Raw genomic sequence first — 20,946 nt, forward strand, 5'->3', positions numbered from 1 at the left:
AAACCGTCCATGAAACTCCGCACGCGCTTCATCATCGCCATCGCCTCGGTCCTGACGGGATTTCTGGCCATCTCCGGCCTGACCCTTTTCCTGATTGTCGGTATCGACCGCCTGAATCAGGCCGACACCATCTGCCACCGTACGGTCATGGCCCTCAAACAGCTGCAGCTGACCACCGCCCAGCTTCTGACCACCCAGGAACTGGACAAGACCTTCACATCGTGGAAACAGGCTCACCGCACCTTCGAAGAAGAACTCGAACAGCTGAACGCCTGCCCTTACATTCGGGATTTTTTGGCGGACCAGGACAAAGAGGCCACCATCACGGCCATGAACACCTTCTGGGGATTCACCCGCACCCGGACGGCCCGCCTTGAAAGGGATCTGACCGCCATTCTCAGCCGTCCCAATCCCTCACGGGACGGCCTGATCTACCAGTATGCCGACACCCGGGACCACGCCCTGCTGGAGATGCGGAACACCATCGACAGCGCCCTCTTGTTCCTTGAAGCGGATTTCGAAATCAAACTCAACCGACTGATCACCATCGTCGAGAAGGAAAAATCCGGGCATTTCAGGCGGCTGACCGGCCAGATCACAGGGATCGGGCTTCTGATCGCCGTGATCGTTTCGACGATTCTGGTCACGTTTCTGACCCGCCTGAGAACCTATCTGGCCAGGCTGCACCACACGATGAACATCATCGGCCAGGGCGATTTTTCCCGCAAGCTCCATATCCCGGGGAACGACGAACTCAGCCGCATCGCAAGCGCCATCAACGCCACCACAGACGCCCTGTCGGACATGCACGAGCAGTTGAACCAGCGGGTCGAAGAACTTTCCCTGGCCAAGGAGAAAGCCGAGGCGGCCAACCGGGCCAAAAGCGTGTTCCTGGCCAACATGAGCCATGAAATCAGGACCCCCCTCAATGCCGTCATCGGATTCAGCGAACTTCTGGCGGCCCAGGTGACCGACAAAAAACAGAAAAACTGGCTGACGGCCATACGGACGGCGGGCAAAAGCCTGCTGACCCTGATCAACGACATTCTGGATCTGTCCAAAATCGAGGCCGACAAAATCCACATCCGGGTGGCCCCCTGTAACATCCGAACCATTGTCTTCGAGGTCGAGCAGGTCTTTTCCATTCAGGCGTCCCGCAAAAAACTGGCCCTTGCCGTCGACATCGACGAAACCCTGCCTGAGGCCCTCCTTCTGGACGGCGTCCGCCTGCGGCAGGTGCTTTTGAATATCGTGGGCAATGCCGTCAAATTTACGCGGGAAGGCAGGATCATCCTCTCGGTCCGCCGGATACCCCGGCCCGGATCAGACCGGATCGACCTTCGCCTGTCCGTCGCCGACACAGGCATCGGTATCCCCGAAGGCGACATCGACCGAATTTTCGAAGCCTTCGAGCAGAGACCCGGCCAGGACGCCGGTCTTTACGGAGGAACCGGCCTGGGACTGGCCATCACCCGGCGGCTGGTGGAAATGATGAACGGCAAAATCTGGGTCGAAAGCCGCTTGGATCAGGGCAGTCTCTTCCATATACTGATCCGGGATGTCAGGCCCTCATCCGAGGCCGTTCCTCCGCCGCCGTTGCCCTTCTCACCCCACCGCATCCAGTTCGAGACGTGCACGGTGCTGGTGGCCGACGACATGGAATCCCAGCGGACCCTGCTCACGTCCCTGCTCAGTCAGCTGAGCCTCACCCCCGTCACGGCCGAAAACGGCCGGGAAGCGGTGGATCGGGCCCGGAGTCATAAACCGGCGCTGATTCTGATGGACATCCGGATGCCGGAGATGGACGGGACCACCGCCACGCGCCGCCTCAAATCCGACGCAGCCACCCGTCATATCCCCATCATCGCCGTCACCGCCTCGTCGACCGACGCCGACGCCCTTAGGGACAGAGGGTTTGACGATCATCTGCCCAAGCCCATCGATTTCGATGCCCTCTTGACCGTCCTTTCAAGGCATCTGAAGGTCAGGTCCATGCCGTCGCCCGACGCCTGCCCCAGAGCCGGGACTCTGCCGCCCAGGATTCTGAGCCGCCTTCCCGCCGTTCTCCGGATTCTCGAAAACGAGATCACGGACCTCTGGGAGTCTTTTCGTCACCAGCAGCCCATGGACGCGGTCAAGGCCTTCGGCGAGCAGATTCAATCTTTGGGCCGGAGTCACGAGCTGGATATTCTGACGACTTACGGCGACGACCTGGTTTTTCATGTCGAGGCCTTTGATGTGGCCCAGATGCAGGCGGCCCTCGACGCCTTTCCCGCACTCATCCAAACCCTCAAAACCCATTCAGGAGAAACCCATGACGACTGAGTCGCCCGAAACCCCCTTTTCCATTTTGATCGTCGATGACGAGCCCAAAAACATCCAGCTTCTGGGCAGTCTGCTCCGGGAAAGAAACTATCGGGTGGAATTCGCCCTGAACGGGGCCAAAGCCCTGGCCTGGCTGGATGAAAAACCCTTCGACCTGGTGCTTCTGGATATCATGATGCCGGACATGGACGGTTACGAGGTCTGTCGCCGCATCAAGGACAATCTGACCATCCGGCACATTCCCGTAATTTTTCTGACGGCGAAAACCGAAACCGAGGATATTGTCAAAGGTTTCGAGGCGGGGGGGGCCGACTACATCACCAAACCCTTCAAAACACCGGAACTGCTGGCCCGGGTCAAGGTCCATGTCGAAATGAAGATACTGCGCGGGCTGATCCCCATCTGCGCCAACTGCAAATCCGTCCGCGAAGACAACGGCGCCTGGGGGCGCATCGAAGCCTATATCCAGAACCACTCCCAGGCCCTGTTCACCCACACCCTCTGTCCGACATGCGCCGACGCCATGTACGGCCACGAATCCTGGTACAAGTCCCGGCGCAGCGTGACGGGGGATGAGGAGAAGGAGTGACGGGGGTGTGGGGGTGTGGGGGTGTGGGGGTGTGGGGGTGTGGGGGTGTGGGCACGGACCACGGACATGCACGGACAGACACGGACTTACACGGACCACGGACGTACACGGACGGCGCTAAGCACAATACTCATTTGACAGATACGTCTTCACCCTGCGCCCATGCCGGCAGTCCGTGCCAGTCCCTGGTCCGTGCCAGTCCGTGGTCCGTGCCTGTCCGTGGTCGTCCGTGTCTGTCCGTGGTCCCTGCCCACCCTGCCCACCATGCCCACCCTGCCCACCTCACCCCAAAATCAACTCCAGATAAGACCGCCGCTCGAATCGATCCAGACCGATCCGTCCGGCAAGGGTCAGCAACTCCTGTTCAACGGCTTCAAGGTCGTCGCCTTTCTTTTCAAGCTCCACAAAGGATCCCAGCCCGTCCACCTGATCAAGGCAGACGGTGATGCCGTTCAGATCAAACCCTTCGCGGGTCTTGGTGACGGTCCCCGAGGCCTTAAACCCCAGAAGCTCCAGAATGTCTGACGCCTCGTCGCCGTTATCGACGCCGGTTTCCTTTTCCACCCGGGCCTTGGACGCCCGGCTGAGCTTGGGGCCTTTGTAGGTGAGGGTCACGGTCTCCCCCACCCGACGAAGCCGAAGGGCCTCGTCGGTCCGGCTGAAATCCCTGGCCGGATGGTTGTAATACCGGTCTTCTTCCCGGCAGGTGTTCCGGTATACGGCGCCCAGAGTCTTAAGGATGTCCCGGACCGGGGCAAGGTCCGGGCACCAGGCTTTGATTTCAATTTCAAGATCGTTCATGGTCCGCCTGCAATGAGGGTTGAAGGTTCCGCCGAGGGTTCCGGCGCCCGTGAGGGTCTGTCTCCTGATATCAGACTTCACCGGAAACCGCCAGCGCCGGCTGGTTTGAGAAGTCGTTTGCAATCCGTCTGTACATAAGGTAAAGTCCCCATGAATTCTTTGCCACCATCGATCCCGACCTGACGTTCCACCCCCTCGGGACACCGATCGCACTCCCTGACGATACAGGCGTCAAGGATTACTCCCGCATCGCCCGCAGGCGATGCGATCAGCTCTAAGGATAGTCCATGAAACCATACAAAATCGCCCTGGTCGAGGCGGTGTCCGACCTGACCCACGTCTACAGCCGCACCTGCCTGCCCCGGGTGGGCCTGGCCACCATCGCCGCCCTGCTCGATCAGAACGGCTATGCCTGCGACCTCTGGCTGAACCCCATGACCGACGCGGAAAAACAGCAGCTGGCCCACTATGACCTGGTGGGCGTGGGTTCCCTGTCCAGCACGATCCGGGAAGCCTACAATCTCTGCGACGAGCTGAAACAAAAAGGCGTCACCGTGGTCATGGGCGGCCCCCACGCCTCCTTTCTGCCCGAAGAAGCCCTTGGGCACTGTGACTACGTGATCCGGGGCGAAGGCGAGGCCCCCTTTCTCGCCCTTGTGAACGCCCTTGAAAAAGGGGAAAATCCGAACACCATCGCGGGGCTCTCTTACAAAATCAACGGCAGCGGATGCCGGCACAACGACCGAAGCGACTTTCTGGATCTGTCCACCCTGCCGTCCCCGAATTTCACCCTTTCGCCCCAGATCGGCCGTGATGAGATTCCGCCCATCGTGATCACGTCCCGGGGCTGCCCCCACGACTGCTCGTTCTGCAGCGTCACACCGCTTTTCGGGCGCAAATACCGGTTCAAGACCCATGAGCAGGTGATCGAGGAACTGCGCCCGGTCCAGCATCGCAGTGTCTGTTTCGGTGACGACAATTTCGGCGCCAATCCTGCCAGAGCCAAATCCCTGCTCCGGGAATTGATCAAACAGAAGGCCGTGCCCCTGCGCTGGTCCGGACAGATCTGCGTCAACGCCGCCAGGGACGAGGAACTTTTGGATCTGATGGAGGAAACCCGCTGCCGCATCGTCTATGTGGGCGTCGAATCCGTGGATCCTTCCACCCTCAAAAAATACGGCAAGGTTCACAACGTGGATGCGGTCCGGCAGTGTGTGGAGAATCTTCACAAACACAACATCGGCATTCACGGCATGTTCGTGGTGGACAGCAAGGATTCGCCGGAGGCCCCGAAGAATATCGTGGACTATGCCATTCAAACGGACATGGACACCATCCAGGTATTTTCGATCACCCCGTTTCCCGGCACCCGGGCCCACACGGAAAACAAGGACAACCTTTTGCACAGTCACTGGAACCGTTACGACGGCATGCATGTGGTGGCCAGGCCGGAACAGTGCTCGGCCTATGAGATGCAGAAAGCCATCGTCGATCAGATGAAACGGTTTTACAGCCTGCCGCGTGTGATGACCGCCTACCGGCGCAAACGGGGCTGGCGGGTATCCTACCGTATGGGCGGCAATATCCTGCTGCGGCGATGGATCAAGGAAAACGCGGATTATATGGAAAGTCTCAAAGCCTATGGCTGATGACGGTCGTCACGGGCGGTTCCCCAAAAACCCGGAAACCGCCCGTGATGATCGGGGCACGGCGCATCAGACGCTCGCGACAAGGATCCGGTAGCATCTCAGGCACCGGGCGGCTTCGATGCGGGCCTGAATCGGTGAAAAGCCTTTTTCGACTTCCTGGAAATCATGAATCCGGACCTCGGGATCGACGACGGGTTGTTCTTCCCGGACGGTGCCGCCGGAAAACGTAAACGCGGGCTCATGGTCGAACACCCTGCCGTCGCTCACCAGATGTTCCAGCACATCCCGGTCGGACGGGCGGCATGCGCCGGTCTTCAGATACTGATCGATGAAGGAGGCGGCCTGTCGGCCCGCCGAAAGGGCCGCGATCAATGAGGACGGTCCCGTGGCGCAGTCGCCGCCGCCGAAGACCTCGGGCCGGGCGGACTGAAAGGTGGCCCCGTCGACGATGAGGGTGTTCCAGGACGTCACGCAATCCTCCCCCGAAATCACCTGATTGACCGCGCATTTCTGACCCACGGCGGGAATCACCGCATCACAGTCGATGACATACTCGGAACCCTCGACCGGCACGGGCCGGCGGCGTCCGCTTGCGTCCGGTTCGCCCAGACCCATGCGTTGGCATTTCAATCCCGTGACCACCCCGTTTTCGGCCATGATTTCAAGGGGCGCCACCAGGAAATGGAAGGTCACGCCCTCTTCTTTGGCTTCACGGATTTCATGGTGATCGGCGGGCATTTCCGCCTCGGTGCGGCGATACAGAAGATTCACGTCCAAAAACCCCAGACGACGGGCCGTACGCACACAGTCCATGGCCACGTTGCCGCCGCCGATGACCACCACCCGTTTGCCCTCAAGAGGTTTTTCTCCCCGGGCGGCCCGGGCCAGAAAATCGACGCCCGGCATAAAGCCCTGATAGCCGGAATCCTCACCCGTGCAGCGCATGGCCGAGGATTCCGGGGCGCCCGCGCCCAGGAAAACCGCCTGGTAGCCCTGATCCTCCAGCTCATCGACGGTAACATCTTTGCCCACTTTCACCCCGTACCTGATCTCGGCGCCCAGGGCCTCGACCAAGGCGACCTCGTGGGCAATCACGTCCCGGGGCAGCCGGTAGGAAGGAATGCCGTAGGCCGCCATGCCCCCCGGCCCTTCCTGGGCTTCGAACACCGTGGTCGTATACCCCAGGCGTCCCAGATAATAGGCGCAGGACAGCCCGGCGGGACCGGCTCCGACAACGGCGATCTTTTCCGGTTTCTCCGGCTTTCGGGGCTCGTCGATGCGCAGGTCGCCTGCTTGTTCCCGATCGGCCAGAAAGCGTTTGATGCCCCGGATGGCCAAAGGGGCGTCCAGGGAATTTCTGCGGCAGTTCTCCTCACAGGGCCGCACGCAGACCCGCCCGATGGTTCCCGGCATGGGGCAGCCGCTCCGAACCACGGTCATCGCCTCGACCCATCTACCGTGTTTCACATGCTCGAGGTAGGCCGGAATGTCCACATGGGCCGGGCAGGCGTTGATGCAGGGGGCCGTCAGAAGGCTGTCATAGCGGCCCCGTTCCACCTGTCTTTCGCCCGTGAGAACCGCCTCGACGTCCGATGCGAAAAAATCCAGAATGTCATGGACCGGCTTGGCCACGGTCCGGCCGATATCGCAGCGGGCGGACAGTCCGATGTAGGTCGACAGAACCCGGAGATCGTCCAGATCCGAGGCAGCCCCCCTGCCCTCGCAGATGCCCGTGATGATTTCCCGCATCCGGGCCGTTCCCTCGCGACAGGGCGTGCATTCCCCGCAGGATTCATCGGCCACCCGCTTCAGATACGCTTCGAGCAGGGCCACCTTGTCCACCGACGGGTCACGGATGATGATCCCGGCCCAGCCGATCAGGGCCCGGGGCGCCCGGTCCGCAAATTGTTTTTCCACGGCGCCCGCAAGCGTTTCGCCGTTTTCCCATGTGTTGACATCCGAAACGTTCATCGTCCTGCCGTCTCCTTGTATGGTCTTGTATCTTCGAAGAAAACAAGCTGATGTCATACCGAAGATACCGGCGAATTTCAAGGTTTATGTCAATTCCGACACAAGGATCCAGGGTGATCGCATGTTTCATATCCTTGAAGAAAAACAAAAACGGCCTTCGTGAGAATCTCAGCGGATTGATCTCCGATCAATCCCGTTGACTTAAACACGTCATCCGTGCCGGCAAGAAATACACCGCTTGAGCAAACGACACCCTCTCTGTGACTTTGTGTCTTTGTGAGAAATCACTTGGACCGCCCCCTTCGGAGACGCCGGTTTAATCGCTCTCACAGAGACACAAAGACACAGAGAACGCCGGACATGCCGGCGCATGTCGCACGGCAACGCTCCTGTGGGCATCCCATGCCGTGACGGAAAAGAGCCCCGCCCCTTTTCCGTCATAACCAAACCATTCAACCACCCGGTCGCTGCGCGCCCTGAAGGACACGAAGGGAATGGGGGTTGTCAATTCCTGACACACGGCATATCATGAGCCGCTCCCCACAGGGCATGACCCATGGGTCGTGCGGGATAGACATGCGATTGCCCTGCACAAGGATCAGGACGGTTGAGATTTTTTCCGATCTGTGATTTATGTATTTTTTTATCGAAACCAGCCACCCCAACGTGAAGGAACCTTTGCGCCATGAAGCTGAAAACCTGTGTGAGCCCTGCCGGGCGTTTTGTCTATGGTCTTCACCGGCCTTTTTTTCATATCGAAAACTTCAGGAAAAACGACGGCATCCGCAGTCTGGGCCGGGATGACGATGGGAACGAAGCGGTCAACACGCGGAATTTCCCCACGTCCGCCGTCAATGAGCCCCGGGCCGATGTGATTTACGAGGTTCACAACCCCTTTCCCTTCCGGGGGGCCACCTTCATCAATTCAGTCTGGGCCGATGCCAAAAGCAAAAACCCGGAATCCATCACCCTGCCCCGGCCCAAACCCATGAGTTTTTCGAAAAGCCTGGGCGAAGTCGCCGATCTGGACCGTGTCTTTGCCGCCCTTCCCCAGCCGGTTCTTCTGACCATCGCCTCAGAATCCACGGATCCTGCGGAACTCATCCGACTGGCCCGTCTCTGCTGCACCGTTCAATATCGTGACGGCGTCCCAGACGGCCTTTTGTTCGAAAAAACCGGCCAGGGCCACCTCGTGCCGGTGATCCGGAACCACGAGCTGTTCGAATCCCTGGTCAACAATCCCTGTCTTCCCCAAGACCTGCGCGAGGTGATGGTGCTGCGTCCGGGCATCCAGGGCGGCAGCGAGATCGTGGGGGAGTACGAAAACACGGAGACCGGGGTCCACGTCTACGAATACCTGCGGCGAAACAGTTACATCCCCTGGGGCCATTTCGCGGCCAACATGGCCGAGGACTCGCCCCGTTACGACATGGCCGGGACCCGGGAGGAAGACATCCGGGGCCTTCGCTTTCTTTACTACCAGCGCACCTATTCCCGGGTGGGGGCGATGCTGGGCCTCACCGGCCTCAGCGAACGGACACCGTCATCGGAAAAGGATCTGGAAGACCTTCGCCGAAGAATCATGGACACGCTCATTGCCGGAAAGACCGGCCCCCTGATGTATAACGCCACCCTCTGGGGATGGAACTACGGGTTCCATTTCACGGCGTCGGGCTACAACCTCCACGGTTCCCACCAGCAGATTCACCAGCAGTACGCCCTGATCCCCAGAGAGATCGACGGCTTCAGCAGTTTCGACCATTCGGTCGAAAGGATTCCCACCTACGGGTGCGGGGATCAGGTCCACGCCTTTATCACGGACTACCGCAGGAAAACGGGTCAGGATTTTTTCACCGACTACATCCGGGCCATCCGAAGCAACGCCCGCATGGACGTCCGTGATCCGGATCGGTCCTCGCTGGTGGTCTACGAAGACGAGCACGTGATGCTCTTCGTGCCCAAGGCCCAGACCTCCCAGTGGGAGCTGAACCTCATGCCCAAACAGCCCCTGGCCCATATCCTGGCCACGGACCATGCGGTGCGTCGTTCCCTGGACACCGCCATGTGGCGGGCCATGACCCTTCTGACCACCCTGGGGGCCCGCATGATCACCTGCATCGAGTTCTCCGGGCGGTTTGACGCGGCCGAATGCGGCCAGCACCTGCTCTACGCCTTTCTGCCCAAAATCCCCTACTCCATGGGGGCCTTTACCGAAGCCCAGCTCCGCTTCATCTGCGGCCACTACCCCGAGGATTTCGCCGCGGCCTGCCGCAGTGTTCTAACATCCTGACCCAAAGTGGAACCATAGCGCCACCATGACGCAACGGTGGCGCTATGATTTGCATATCGTAGCGCCACACGCAACTCCGAAAACCATGACGCCCGTTGCAACCATCCGGGGCAGACATATCGGGCATGCATGATTGCCAAGGAAATCAAAGGGGATAAATCCTGTGCCCCCGCACGGGTCCTGCCCCCGGGTTGGCCTTGCCCGTTATTGGCACGTTTCATGAAAACCACTGCAATATCAAACAGCATCGGAGAGGGACGCCTCAGGGGATCGGAACCCTTGGCTACCATCAAACAACATCGCAAAACAGACAAAGGCAAACACATGAACAAAGGCGAAAAACTAATTGTCATCGGGTGTGGCGGCGCCGGCGGACCGGCGGCCATGTTGTCCAAAAAACTGATGCCGGAGGTCGATGTAACGATTATCCGTAAGGAAGCAAACTTCATTGTCAGATGAGCGCTGCCCCATGTGGTGACCGGTCTGGTCACCCCCGAATCCATCATCAACAAGGACAGCATGCTCGAAAATGCCGGGATCAACGTCATCGTCGATGACGTGACCCATGTGGATCCCAAACAAAAACAGGTCACCCTGGCGAAAGGAAAAACACTTTCCTATGACAAGCTGTTTCTGGCCACGGGCTCCAGTGTTTTCAAACCCCCGATGACGGGCATCAACCTTGACGGTGCGATGGGATTGCGTAACCTCGAGGACGCCGGAACCATTATCCAGTATTTCGAACGGCACAACCCCAAAAAAATTGTCTTTCTTGGGGCAGGGTTCATCAGCATGGAAATGGCGTCGATCCTTATGACCCACTACCCCGACCGATACGACATCAGCCTGGTCGAACTGGCGGATCATCCCCTGCCCCTGATGCTCGACGGCGACATGGCCGCAGAGGTGACGTCATACGTCCGACAAAAAGGAATTCATATCCTTACCGGGCAGACCGTGACTGAAATCCTTGGTCGTGACGGCCGTGTGTGCGGTGTCAAATTGAGCACCGGAGAAACGCTGGATGCCGATGTGGTATTCATCAATGTCGGGGTTCGCCCCAATCTGGAACTGGCAAGGCAGATCGGCCTTGAAATCGCCGACTTCGGGATCACAGTCAATGAATACCAGGAAACCTCCGATCCGGATATCCTGGCCGGAGGCGACTGCGTTCAGAAAATCAACGTGATCACCGGAAAACCGGACGCCGGGCGCCTGCGCGGGCCGGCCGTCATGCAGGGCCGTCTCGCGGCCAAGCGCCTGGCCGGATTTAACGTGGCCTATCCCGGTGTGATCAATGCCGGAGGATGCCGGATGTTCGACATGGCGATTTCCTGTACCGGGTTGAACGAAGCGACAGCCCTGCGGGAAGGGTACGACATCATCACCGCCACGGCGGAATCACGCACCAAACACGGAATGATTCCCGGCATGACGCCCTGGAAGCTCAAGCTGATCTTCGATCGGAAAACGACCCGGCTGATCGGCGGCCAGATCGTCGGCTACAACGTGGCACCGGCCCGTGAGATCGATGCGGTGACCGCCCTTATCCTGGGCCAAAAAACCATCACGGATCTGACCACATTCACGGCGGCCTGCAACCCGGACATCTCCTCGGAACCCAGTGCGGAGCCCATTGCCGTCGCCGCTGAACAGGCATTCCAGAAATGGATTAAACGCAGACAATAAGCGGGCCGACGGTCTTTCCCGACCAATCCGGCAACGCTGAGGCATCAAACAAAAAAAACCGCCGGAGCCTTCCGACGGTTTTTTTGTGAACGGGTTGGTCATGAACAATCAGTACATGTCCTCATCCATCATGTCCGGGGTCATGTCGGCTTTTTTCTTCTTTTCCGGGGCGTCGGTGATCATGGCCTCGGTGGTCAGCATCAGACCGGACACGGAAGCGGCGTTCTGGACGGCGAAACGCACGACCTTGGTGGGATCGATGACCCCGGCTTCCAGAAGGTTTTCAAAGGTTTCGCTCTGGGCGTTGAACCCGAAATCACCCTTGCCCTCCAGCACCCTGTTGACCACCACGGAACCTTCAAGGCCGGCGTTGACGGCGATCTGACGCAGCGGTTCGGTCAGGGCGTGCTTGAGGATGGTCACCCCGCTCTTTTCCTCACCCTTGGCCGCCACCTTGTCCAGGGCCTTGAGGCAGCGGATCAGGGCCACGCCGCCGCCGGGCACGATGCCTTCTTCCACGGCGGCACGGGTGGCGTTCAAGGCGTCCTCGACGCGGGCTTTCTTTTCCTTCATTTCGATTTCCGTGGCGGCCCCGATGGTGATCACGGCCACCCCGCCGATGAGCTTGGCCAGGCGTTCCTGGAGCTTTTCACGGTCGTAGTCCGAGGTGGTGTCCTCGATCTGGGTGCGGATCTGTTTGACCCTGCCCTCGATGGCGGCACGGCTTCCGGCACCGTCGACCAGGGTGGTGTTGTCCTTGTCGATCTTCACGGTCTTGCAGGTGCCCAGATCATTGAGGGAGATATTTTCCAGTTTGACGCCGATATCCTCGGACACCACCTGGGCGCCGGTGAGGACGGCAATGTCTTCGAGCATGGCCTTGCGGCGGTCACCAAACCCGGGGGCCTTGACCGCAGCCACCTTCAGGGTGCCGCGAAGCTTGTTGACGATAAGGGTGGCCAGGGCTTCGCCGTCCACGTCCTCGGCGATGATCAGGAGGGGTTTGCCGGACCGGGCCACGTTCTCCAGAAGGGGCACCAGATCCTTCATGCTGCTGATTTTCTTTTCATGAAGAAGGATATAGGGCTCGTCAAGCAGCGCTTCCATCTTTTCCGCGTTGGTGACGAAATAGGGCGACAGGTAACCCCGGTCGAACTGCATGCCCTCGACGATGTCAAGGGACGTGTCCATGCTCTTGGCCTCCTCGACGGTGATGACCCCTTCCTTGCCGACCTTTTCCATGGCTTCGGAAATCAGCTTGCCGATGGTTTCGTCGCTGTTGGCGGAAATGGTGCCCACCTGGCCGATTTCCTTCTTGTCCTTGATGGGTTTGGACAGTTTCTTGAGTTCGGCGACCACCGCCTCGACGCCCATGTCGATGCCGCGTTTGAGGGCCATGGGGTTCATGCCCGCCGCCACCAGCTTGTTGCCTTCACCGTAGATGGCCTGGGCCAGAACCGTGGCGGTGGTGGTGCCGTCACCGGCGGTATCGCTGGTCTTGCTGGCCACCTCCTTGACCATCTGGGCGCCCATATTCTGAAACTTGTCTTCCAGCTCGATCTCCTTGGCGACACTGACCCCGTCCTTGGTGACCAGGGGGGAGCCGAAAGATTTGCTCAAAACCACGTTGTTGCCTTTGGGGCCAAGGGTCACCTTCACCGCATTGGCCAGTGCATTGACGCCCTTTAACATGGATTCACGAGCCTGTGACCCGTAGATAATCTGCTTTGCACTCATCACTCATCCCTCCTGATTATTTGTTGATCACCGCCAGAATGTCCTCTTCACGCATGAACATGTGTTCCTCGCCGTCGATCTTGATCTCGGTTCCGGCATACTTGGAAAAAAGAACCGTGTCCCCTTCCTTGACATCCATGGGAATCCGGTTGCCGTTCTCGTCGCGTCTGCCGGGGCCAACGGCCGTCACCTTTCCCTGCTGGGGTTTTTCCTTGGCCGTGTCGGGGATGATGATGCCCCCGGCCGTTTTGGTTTCCTCGTCCATACGCTTGACGATCACCCTGTCATTGAGCGGTCTGATGTTCATGGTTGTTCCTCCGCTTGAAATTTGATGTTTATAATTTCACCGAACTACCGGGTTCACGGCGGCCCGTCCCGGTCGGAACGGCCGCCGATATCCTCTGCCTCGCCCATGGCCGCGGCGCAGCCCGTCCGTGCCGGAGAAACCGGAAATCCATTGTCGGAACACGCTGTCCGACGGTTTTTCCGAACCGGCCACGGCAGCATCGGCCGCCCTTATCACCGTTACCATGTCTGTATCGTTGGAGATGAGACCCGTTGGCCGTCAGAAGGCCGGGCCCTGAAGGCCCGCCCCGCAGTCCCTCCCTCGTCTGTCAAAAAATCGGGGGGAAGATGGGCCGGCCGACATACCCTTCGCGGCACCGGGGCCGCATGGAATGAAAAAATATAAAACAGGCCGGATTCCTTTCAAGGGGGAGCCATAAAAAAATATGCCCGGTACAAAAAAATCTCAATGGATCCTTATATATAGAAGAGCTGCTGAACCGCTATGTCGACCTGCTGACCCCTGAATCACTCAGCCCCTACATCGGGCCACACATCATGAAAGAGGTGGAACGTGTCTCCTTCGCCGCGTGAGCTTATCCGCCACATCCTCGATGAAATCGACTTTATTCAAAGCCTGGCCCCCAAAAAGCAAAACCCCTCAGAAAGCGTGACTTTCTGAGGGGTTAATTTTTTCAGGTGGTGCCGAAGGCGAGACTCGAACTCGCACAGCCATACAGCCACTAGACCCTGAACCTAGCGCGTCTACCAATTCCGCCACTTCGGCAATGTGGGCTTGTGTATATCAGCGTTTTTTGATCGGATCAAGAGATTTGTTTAAAAAAATCATGTCCGGGTGGGACTTATAAAAACGTTGATTTCAAAGCAAAAAGGACTTATAAATCCCCTTGGTTTTTTTGTCAAGACAATATGTAAGGGTTTGAATTATATGAAACTGATCGAAGATCTTGAACAGATCACGGAGCCGTTTGAGAAAGCCGTGATCACCATCGGCAATTTCGACGGGGTCCACAAGGGACACCGGGCCCTTCTGGATGCGGCCATCGAAAAAGCCCGGGCCATCTCAGGCACCTCCGTGGCCGTCACCTTCGAACCCCATCCCATCCGGGTGCTTGACAAAGGCAGCCATCCGCCCCTGATCACCATCTACGAGCAAAAGGTCGAACTGATCGAAAAAAGCGGGATCGACGTGCTGGTCAGCATCCCCTTCACCCGGGCGTTTGCCGCCATGGAGCCCCAGGACTTCGTTGAAACCCTTCTTTTCAAACGCCTTGGCATGGCGGCCATCGTGGTGGGCAAGGATTATTCCTTCGGCAAAAAACGGCAGGGCAACATCGCCATGCTTCGGGCGTTTGGCGAGAGGCTCGGGTTCGAGGTGATCATTCCGCCCTGGGTCACCACGACCGACGGGAGCGGACGCATCAGCAGCACCAGGATCCGGGAGCTGGTCCGGTCGGGGGACGTAAAACACGCCCCGGCGCTTCTGGGACGTCATTATCAGATCCGGGGCAAGGTGGTTTCCGGCCGGGACCGGGGGGGGAAACTTCTGGGTTTCCCCACGGCCAACATCAATCTTCGCGACGAACTTGCACCGGAATCCGGGGTCTACGCCGTGACCGTCGAATGCAGTTACGGCCGGTTCAAGGGGGTGGCCAACATCGGATACAGCCCCACCTTCGACGACCACCTGTTCACCGTCGAGGTTCATATTCTGGATTTCAAGCACGATATCTATCAACAGGACATCCGGGTCAATCTGATCGAAAAACTGAGGGACGAAAAGAAATTTTCAGGCATCGCCGAGCTGTCCGAACAGATCCGCAGGGACATCGAGAAAGCCCGGACGATTCTTGAAAAAATTATGGATTGATTAAAAAGATCGGACGTTTTACGATTCCGTCACGATTAACAAGGTGGTCGGGGCTCTGACGGGCCTTGCGGCCACGAAAGGCAGACAGTGCACATGGCCATTCGCGACATCATCACCTACCCCAACCCCCAGCTGCTGAAACCCTCGGACACGGTCACCGACTTCGGTGAAGAAACCCAGACCCTGATCGAAGACATGGCCGACACCATGTTCGAGGCCCCCGGAGCGGGCCTGGCCGCCGTCCAGGTCGGGGTCAGCAAACGCATCATCGTGGTCAACAGTACGGGCGACGGCGACGACGCCGAAAAATCATGGTACGCCCTGATCAATCCGGAAATTCTGGAAAAAGACGGGGTCTATATGTCCGAAGACGAAGGCTGCCTGAGCGTGCCGGAACTCCGGGCCACGGTCAGACGCTCGTCCCGGGTGGTGGTCAAGGCTCAGGACCGCAACGGTGAGCCCGTGACCATGGAAGTCGACGGATTCCCCGCCGTGGTGCTTCAGCATGAAATCGACCACCTGAACGGCATTTTGTTCATCGACCACCTGAGCGTCCTCAAGCGCAATCTGTACAAGACGAAAATCAAGAAGCTGATGAAGGGAACCTGACCATGGCCCCCTCCGTCGTTTTCATGGGAACCCCCGATTTTTCCGTCCCTCCCCTCAAAGCCCTGCACCGTCAGGGATATGACATCCGGCTGGTCGTCACCCAACCGGACCGGCCCCAGGGACGGGGACGGAAAATGATCGAAACGCCGGTCAAGCAGACGGCGCTTGCCCTGGGCCTTCCCGTGCTCCAGCCCCTTCGGATCAACGAGGCGGAGGTGGTCGACACCCTGCGGAGCCTGGCCCCCGATTTCTTCGTCGTTACGGCCTTCGGGCAGTTTCTCTCAAACGAACTGCTAAGGGTGCCCGAAATGGGCTCGGTGAACATTCACGCCTCCCTGCTTCCGGCCTATCGGGGAGCCTCTCCCATCCACCGGGCCATCATCAACGGGGAAAGTGAAACCGGCATCACCACCATGCTGATGGATCAGGGAATGGATTCCGGGGATATTCTGATGCAGGCCGCCCTCGCCATCCGACCCGACGATACGGCGGAAAGCCTCCACGACCGGTTGTCGGCCTTGGGGGCCGAGCTGATCATCGACACCTTGAACGCCATGGCGGCCGGATCGCTCACGCCCCGCCCCCAGGATCCGTCCCGGGTCACCTTCGCCCCCATGCTCAGTAAGGAGGACGGGCACCTTCCCTGGACGCGGACGGCACGGGAACTGGACTGTTTTGTCCGGGGCATGACACCCTGGCCCGGTGCCTTTACCTTTTTTGACGACAAACGCCTGAAGATTTTTGCGGTGGAGGCCATAGACAGCACATCGAAGGCCGAACCGGGAACGGTTCTCGAGAGCGGAAACGGTCGTCTGGTTGTTCAGACCGGCCGGGGCGCCCTGTCCATTCAGGAGATCCAGGGCGCCTCGGGCAAACGGCTGCCCATTGCCGATTTTTTGAGGGGGTTTTCCATTCCCGCCGATCGTCGGTTCACCTGATCAATCAACCCCCGCCCCGGAATCGGCTTTTCTATTTAGGGGTTAAGGGGTGCATCCAATACCATACCCTTAACGTCCCGATGGGCAGGCTTCGCTTTGCCCATCCTGCGGGCGAAACACGGCCCTGCCCATCAACACGACAACGAGATTTTTTAAGGGAATGCACGCTGAACACGCCCGGCGGCATTGAGGCGGTGAGGCCCCCTAAAGGGCCCCAGTTCCGCGACGGCCATGGAAATTACTCCTTGACGCGCTCCGAATAGGCCCGGGTGCGGGTGTCGATCTTGATCACCTCGCCCTCTTCGATGAAGGGAGGGACCTGGACTTCGAATCCGGTTTCGACGATGACGGGCTTGGTGCTGCCGGTGGCCGTGTCGCCTTTGGCCCAGGGATCGGCCTTGACGATTTTCAGGTTGACGAAATTGGGCAGGGTCACGCCGATGGGACGGCCGTCGAAGAACAGCACCGAGCACACCGTATTCTCCTTGAGCAGATCCACGCAGTCCGCCAGTTGTTCCTTGGTCAGAAATTCCTGCTCGTAATTGGCGTTGTTCATGAAGCAGTAGTTGTCGCCGTCGAAGTACAGGTATTCCATGTCCTTTTCTTCCAGGCTCGCTTTTTTCAGCTTGTCTCCGGAGCGGTAGGTCCGCTCGAACTGTGAGCCGGTGATCATGTTCTTGAGTTTGCATTTGTACAGGGCCTGACCCTTGCCCGGCTTGACGAACTCAAACTGAACGACCACGTGGGGGGCGCCGTCGATTTCAACTTTGATGCCTTTTCTGAACTCTCCTGCTTCAAACATAAGGTGTCTTTCCTTTAATCATTATTATACTGTCATGGTTTTATTGATGGACTCAGCCGCCCGACGCGCTTCGCGGACAAAGGTGCGGACCTTGTCCGGATCCTTTTTGAACCGGACGGGTTTCCCGCTTGGATCCACCGCATTGGTCCGGGTGCAGCTGTCGACCCCGGCCGGACGGGTGGCCACGGCGGCCTCGAACACGTTGTCTGGTGAAAGCCCTCCTGCCAGTATCACAGGAAGGCGGCTTTGTTCAACCAATTTTCGGGCCATGTCCCAGTCGCAGGTCAAGCCCGTGATCCCCACGAACCCTTCGACGGGCTGCTCGTCCGCTTTTCCGCCATCGGTCACGATCAGGGTGTCGGTCAGAAAAAGGTCACTGACCGGTTCGAACAAAAGGGCCAGTTCCAGGGTGGGCACCCGATGGGCCAGGCCGGTCTGGGCAATGGGGATCGACCGCATGATCCGAACGCCGGGAAAGCGCTGTTTTACCTGTCGCTGAAGATCGATCAGCGTCTCACAGATGCCGTTGATATCCGGAGGCCCGGGCAGGGATTCGCACAGATGGATGATGTCCGGCTCGTACCAGTCGATGACCCGGGCGATCAGATCCGCATCGGAGAAAAGCGGGATCAGGCTGCTTTCCACCGACCGGCTCCGGGCCAGGCGAATGGTGTCGCGGATCGCCGGCACCTTCCAGTCCGTCGCCGACACCAGGACAGACCCCAGCCGGGAAACGCCCAGATCGATCAGCGTATCGGCCTCGTCCGGCGTCTGGATTTCATAGATCTGGACCTCAAGATCCGGCATGGTTTCCCTCCCCTGTCAAACGGGTCCGCCGGCCTGTGAAACCCGCGTGATTCCCGTCAAAAAGAACCGTAATCATTTTAAAATCAGTTGACATTTTCCGCAGTTTTTACCATATTCATCGTGTTTTGGCAAATTGATAAAGGTCTGATTTGACGCTTCGAAACGGCAGTCATCGTTCCTCAGATATGCCATCTTACGTACCATTTTGACATGATCCGCAGGTCCTTCTGCCACACACGCAACCGTTTTGAGGCTTACCATGATATTGATCATCGATTTCGGCTCACAATTCAACCAATTGATCGCACGGCGGGTCCGGGAGCATCAGGTTTACTGCCAGATCATCCCCCCCGCCATGCTCACCGAGGCCTATATCCAAGACACCCGACCCGAGGGGATCATCCTTTCCGGGGGGCCTTCGAGCATTTACGGGGAAAACAGCCCCAAGGTCGACCCGGCGGTCTTCAACAGCGGTCTGCCCGTTCTGGGAATCTGCTACGGGCTTCAGTTCATGGTCCACGCCCTTGGGGGAAACGTCCGGCGTTCCGAGAAACGGGAGTACGGATTTGCCGAACTGATGATCGCCGATCACGGCGACCTGTTTGCCGGAATCGACCAGCAGACCCAGTGCTGGATGAGCCACGGCGATTCCATCACGGACCTGCCCGAAGGCTTCGCCGTCACCGCCTCCACGGCCAACACCCGGGTGGCCGCCGTGTCCTGCCCGGAACGCCGCCTTTACGGACTCCAGTTCCACCCGGAAGTCGAGCACACCCTCAAAGGCCGGGACATTTTATCGAACTTTCTGTTCACCATCTGCGGCTGCAGGCAAAGCTGGACCATGAAATCCTTCGCCGAGCAGGCCATTGAGGACATCAAAAAAACCGTGGGCGACAAAAAGGTCATTCTGGGCCTGTCGGGCGGTGTCGATTCCTCGGTGGCCGCCCTTCTGATCCACAAGGCCATCGGCCGGCACCTGACCTGCATCTATGTGGACAACGGCCTGATGAGGAAAAACGAAAGCGCCGTTCTCAAGGAAAGCCTGACCCGGCATCTTGACATGAACATCCGGTTTGTCGATGCCTCAGACGACTTCCTCGGCCCCCTTGACGGCGTGACGGACCCCGAGAAAAAACGCAAGATCATCGGCAACGTGTTCATCGACGTGTTCGACCGGGAAGCCGCCAAAATCGAGGACGCCGAATTCCTGGGTCAGGGCACCCTCTACCCGGACATCATTGAATCCCAGTCCGTCTTCGGGGGTCCTTCGGATGTGATCAAGTCCCATCACAACGTGGGCGGCCTTCCGGAAAACATGAAACTCAAACTGATCGAGCCCCTGAAATTCCTGTTCAAGGACGAGGTCCGGCAGCTGGGTCTTGAAATCGGCCTGCCCGAAGACCTGGTCTGGCGTCAGCCCTTCCCCGGTCCGGGCCTGGGGATCCGGATCATCGGCCCCATCACCCGGGAACGCCTGGACGTGCTGCGGGAAGCAGACGCCATTCTTCTGGAAGAGGTCAAGAAATCCGGCTATTACAAAAAACTCTGGCAGAGCTTTGCCGTGCTGCTGCCCATCAAGAGCGTGGGGGTCATGGGCGATCAGCGGACCTACGAAAACACCGTGGTCATCCGGGCCGTCACCAGCAAGGACGCCATGACCGCCGACTGGGCCAAGCTGCCCTACGAGGTCCTGGGACGCATTTCCAACCGGATCATCAACGAGGTCAACGGGGTGAACCGGGTCACCTACGACATCACGTCCAAACCTCCGGGAACCATCGAGTGGGAATAAACGATTATGGATAACCACACGGACGACAATTTCGTTTTCGGTTCAGACGAGGGCGACACCTTTGCCGACAGCCTCCAAAGCGCCCGCATCGACAAACTGAACCAGAAAATCACCCTTTTATCGATTCTGATCCCTCTGATCCTTGCGGTGGTGTTCGCCTTTCTGTATCTGGACCTGAGAAACAAGGTGATGACGGTCCAGGATTCGGGGGCGTCGGAGGTCCGGAAAACCGCCGAGGACCTGAAAAAAGACATGGAAGCCCTGACGGCTGCCGGAGTCGCGTTTGAAAAACGCCTGGCCGGCAAAATTGCGGACCTGGAAAAAACCATGGCCCCCCTTCAGGAAAAAATCAAAAAGATCGAAAAGGATGTGTCCTGGCTGGGCACCGTCAAAAGTGACAAAAAATCCCTGGACTCGGAAATCAAAACCCTGACCGAGGCCCAGGACGATCTGAAAAAGGGTCTGGCCAATCTGGGAACCCAGAACGCCAAACTGGTGACCATCGCCCAGGAGCTTCAAAACCGGACCAAAGGCATCCCTTCCCTGGAAACGGCCCAGGCATCCCTGAAGGCCGATGTGGATCAACTGAAAAGCGCCATGGTCGACAAAGAGGAACTGGCCGCCGACCTGAAAAAACAGAAGGTGTTCTACCAGCTTGAAATACAAGCCCTTTCGACCCGTATTGACAAGAAAATCCAGGCCCTTGAATCGTCAATTCCCGCCGGGAAGCCCCAGGCGGCACCCTGACACACCCATCGTCCGCCTGTGACG

At 58.6% G+C, this 20,946-nt stretch carries 17 protein-coding genes and 1 tRNA gene; 11 read left to right on the forward strand and 7 right to left on the reverse strand.

Annotated features, from left to right (window positions below; all coding sequences use genetic code 11):
* Positions 1-9 precede the first annotated feature (9 nt).
* Both ACYQ11_RS15515 and ACYQ11_RS15520 read left to right on the forward strand, forming a co-directional pair.
* Entirely contained in the window at positions 10-2,325 is a 2,316-nt protein-coding gene (locus tag ACYQ11_RS15515) for an ATP-binding protein (protein WP_459924721.1), read from the forward strand.
* The gene (locus ACYQ11_RS15520; RefSeq protein WP_459924722.1) at positions 2,315-2,914 is read left to right on the forward strand and encodes a response regulator; all 600 of its coding nucleotides are present in this window, start codon (positions 2,315-2,317) and stop codon (positions 2,912-2,914) included. Before ACYQ11_RS15515 ends, ACYQ11_RS15520 begins: the two co-directional genes overlap by 11 nt.
* Positions 2,915-3,196: 282 nt before the next feature.
* On the opposite strand, the gene cyaB is transcribed toward ACYQ11_RS15520, so the two are convergent.
* Complete coding sequence (cyaB, locus tag ACYQ11_RS15525; protein WP_459924723.1) at positions 3,197-3,715, reverse strand: class IV adenylate cyclase; 519 nt, start codon at positions 3,713-3,715, stop codon at positions 3,197-3,199.
* 287 nt (positions 3,716-4,002) lie between these two features.
* Here cyaB and ACYQ11_RS15530 point away from each other — a divergent pair, with 287 nt between their 5' ends.
* On the forward strand, positions 4,003-5,364 hold the full coding sequence (locus ACYQ11_RS15530) for a B12-binding domain-containing radical SAM protein (RefSeq protein ID WP_459924724.1): 1,362 nt from the start codon (positions 4,003-4,005) through the stop codon (positions 5,362-5,364).
* 66 nt (positions 5,365-5,430) lie between these two features.
* On the opposite strand, the gene ACYQ11_RS15535 is transcribed toward ACYQ11_RS15530, so the two are convergent.
* A complete protein-coding gene (locus tag ACYQ11_RS15535; protein ID WP_459924725.1) occupies positions 5,431-7,335 on the reverse strand; it encodes an FAD-dependent oxidoreductase in 1,905 nt (634 codons plus the stop codon).
* A gap of 685 nt (positions 7,336-8,020) precedes the next feature.
* On the opposite strand from ACYQ11_RS15535, the gene ACYQ11_RS15540 reads away from it, so the two are divergent.
* The 3 genes from ACYQ11_RS15540 (at position 8,021) to ACYQ11_RS15550 (ending at position 11,314) form a co-directional block, all read left to right on the forward strand.
* The gene (locus tag ACYQ11_RS15540; protein WP_459924726.1) at positions 8,021-9,625 is read left to right on the forward strand and encodes a hypothetical protein; all 1,605 of its coding nucleotides are present in this window, start codon (positions 8,021-8,023) and stop codon (positions 9,623-9,625) included.
* Between the two features lie 279 nt (positions 9,626-9,904).
* The gene (locus ACYQ11_RS15545) at positions 9,905-10,084 is read left to right on the forward strand and encodes a hypothetical protein (protein ID WP_459924727.1); all 180 of its coding nucleotides are present in this window, start codon (positions 9,905-9,907) and stop codon (positions 10,082-10,084) included.
* 12 nt (positions 10,085-10,096) lie between these two features.
* Positions 10,097-11,314: an NAD(P)/FAD-dependent oxidoreductase gene (locus ACYQ11_RS15550; protein ID WP_459924728.1), complete on the forward strand. Its 1,218-nt coding sequence runs from the start codon at positions 10,097-10,099 to the stop codon at positions 11,312-11,314.
* Between the two features lie 108 nt (positions 11,315-11,422).
* Here the strand turns inward: ACYQ11_RS15550 and groL are convergent, their stop codons facing one another.
* The 3 genes from groL to ACYQ11_RS15565 all read right to left on the reverse strand — a co-directional run bounded on the left by groL (position 11,423) and on the right by ACYQ11_RS15565 (position 14,123).
* The gene (gene groL / locus ACYQ11_RS15555) at positions 11,423-13,051 is read right to left on the reverse strand and encodes a chaperonin GroEL (RefSeq protein WP_459924729.1); all 1,629 of its coding nucleotides are present in this window, start codon (positions 13,049-13,051) and stop codon (positions 11,423-11,425) included.
* Between the two features lie 16 nt (positions 13,052-13,067).
* Complete coding sequence (groES, locus tag ACYQ11_RS15560; protein WP_459924730.1) at positions 13,068-13,358, reverse strand: co-chaperone GroES; 291 nt, start codon at positions 13,356-13,358, stop codon at positions 13,068-13,070.
* 678 nt (positions 13,359-14,036) lie between these two features.
* Positions 14,037-14,123, reverse strand: a tRNA-Leu gene (locus ACYQ11_RS15565).
* Between the two features lie 162 nt (positions 14,124-14,285).
* Between ACYQ11_RS15565 and ACYQ11_RS15570 the strand changes: the two genes are divergently transcribed.
* The 3 genes from ACYQ11_RS15570 to fmt all read left to right on the forward strand — a co-directional run bounded on the left by ACYQ11_RS15570 (position 14,286) and on the right by fmt (position 16,774).
* Complete coding sequence (locus tag ACYQ11_RS15570) at positions 14,286-15,227, forward strand: bifunctional riboflavin kinase/FAD synthetase (RefSeq protein WP_459924731.1); 942 nt, start codon at positions 14,286-14,288, stop codon at positions 15,225-15,227.
* Between the two features lie 93 nt (positions 15,228-15,320).
* Complete coding sequence (gene def, locus ACYQ11_RS15575; protein ID WP_459924732.1) at positions 15,321-15,836, forward strand: peptide deformylase; 516 nt, start codon at positions 15,321-15,323, stop codon at positions 15,834-15,836.
* 2 nt (positions 15,837-15,838) lie between these two features.
* Complete coding sequence (gene fmt / locus ACYQ11_RS15580) at positions 15,839-16,774, forward strand: methionyl-tRNA formyltransferase (protein WP_459924733.1); 936 nt, start codon at positions 15,839-15,841, stop codon at positions 16,772-16,774.
* A 238-nt stretch (positions 16,775-17,012) separates the two neighbouring features.
* Here the strand turns inward: fmt and efp are convergent, their stop codons facing one another.
* Both efp and ACYQ11_RS15590 read right to left on the reverse strand, forming a co-directional pair.
* The gene (gene efp, locus ACYQ11_RS15585) at positions 17,013-17,576 is read right to left on the reverse strand and encodes an elongation factor P (protein WP_459924734.1); all 564 of its coding nucleotides are present in this window, start codon (positions 17,574-17,576) and stop codon (positions 17,013-17,015) included.
* A gap of 24 nt (positions 17,577-17,600) precedes the next feature.
* Complete coding sequence (locus ACYQ11_RS15590) at positions 17,601-18,383, reverse strand: phosphoribosylanthranilate isomerase (protein WP_459924735.1); 783 nt, start codon at positions 18,381-18,383, stop codon at positions 17,601-17,603.
* A gap of 259 nt (positions 18,384-18,642) precedes the next feature.
* Between ACYQ11_RS15590 and guaA the strand changes: the two genes are divergently transcribed.
* Both guaA and ACYQ11_RS15600 read left to right on the forward strand, forming a co-directional pair.
* Entirely contained in the window at positions 18,643-20,175 is a 1,533-nt protein-coding gene (gene guaA / locus ACYQ11_RS15595) for a glutamine-hydrolyzing GMP synthase (protein ID WP_459924736.1), read from the forward strand.
* 6 nt (positions 20,176-20,181) lie between these two features.
* A complete protein-coding gene (locus ACYQ11_RS15600; RefSeq protein WP_459924737.1) occupies positions 20,182-20,922 on the forward strand; it encodes a hypothetical protein in 741 nt (246 codons plus the stop codon).
* The last annotated feature ends 24 nt before the right edge of the window (positions 20,923-20,946 follow it).

The sequence above is a fragment of the Desulfatiferula olefinivorans genome (assembly GCF_054657895.1).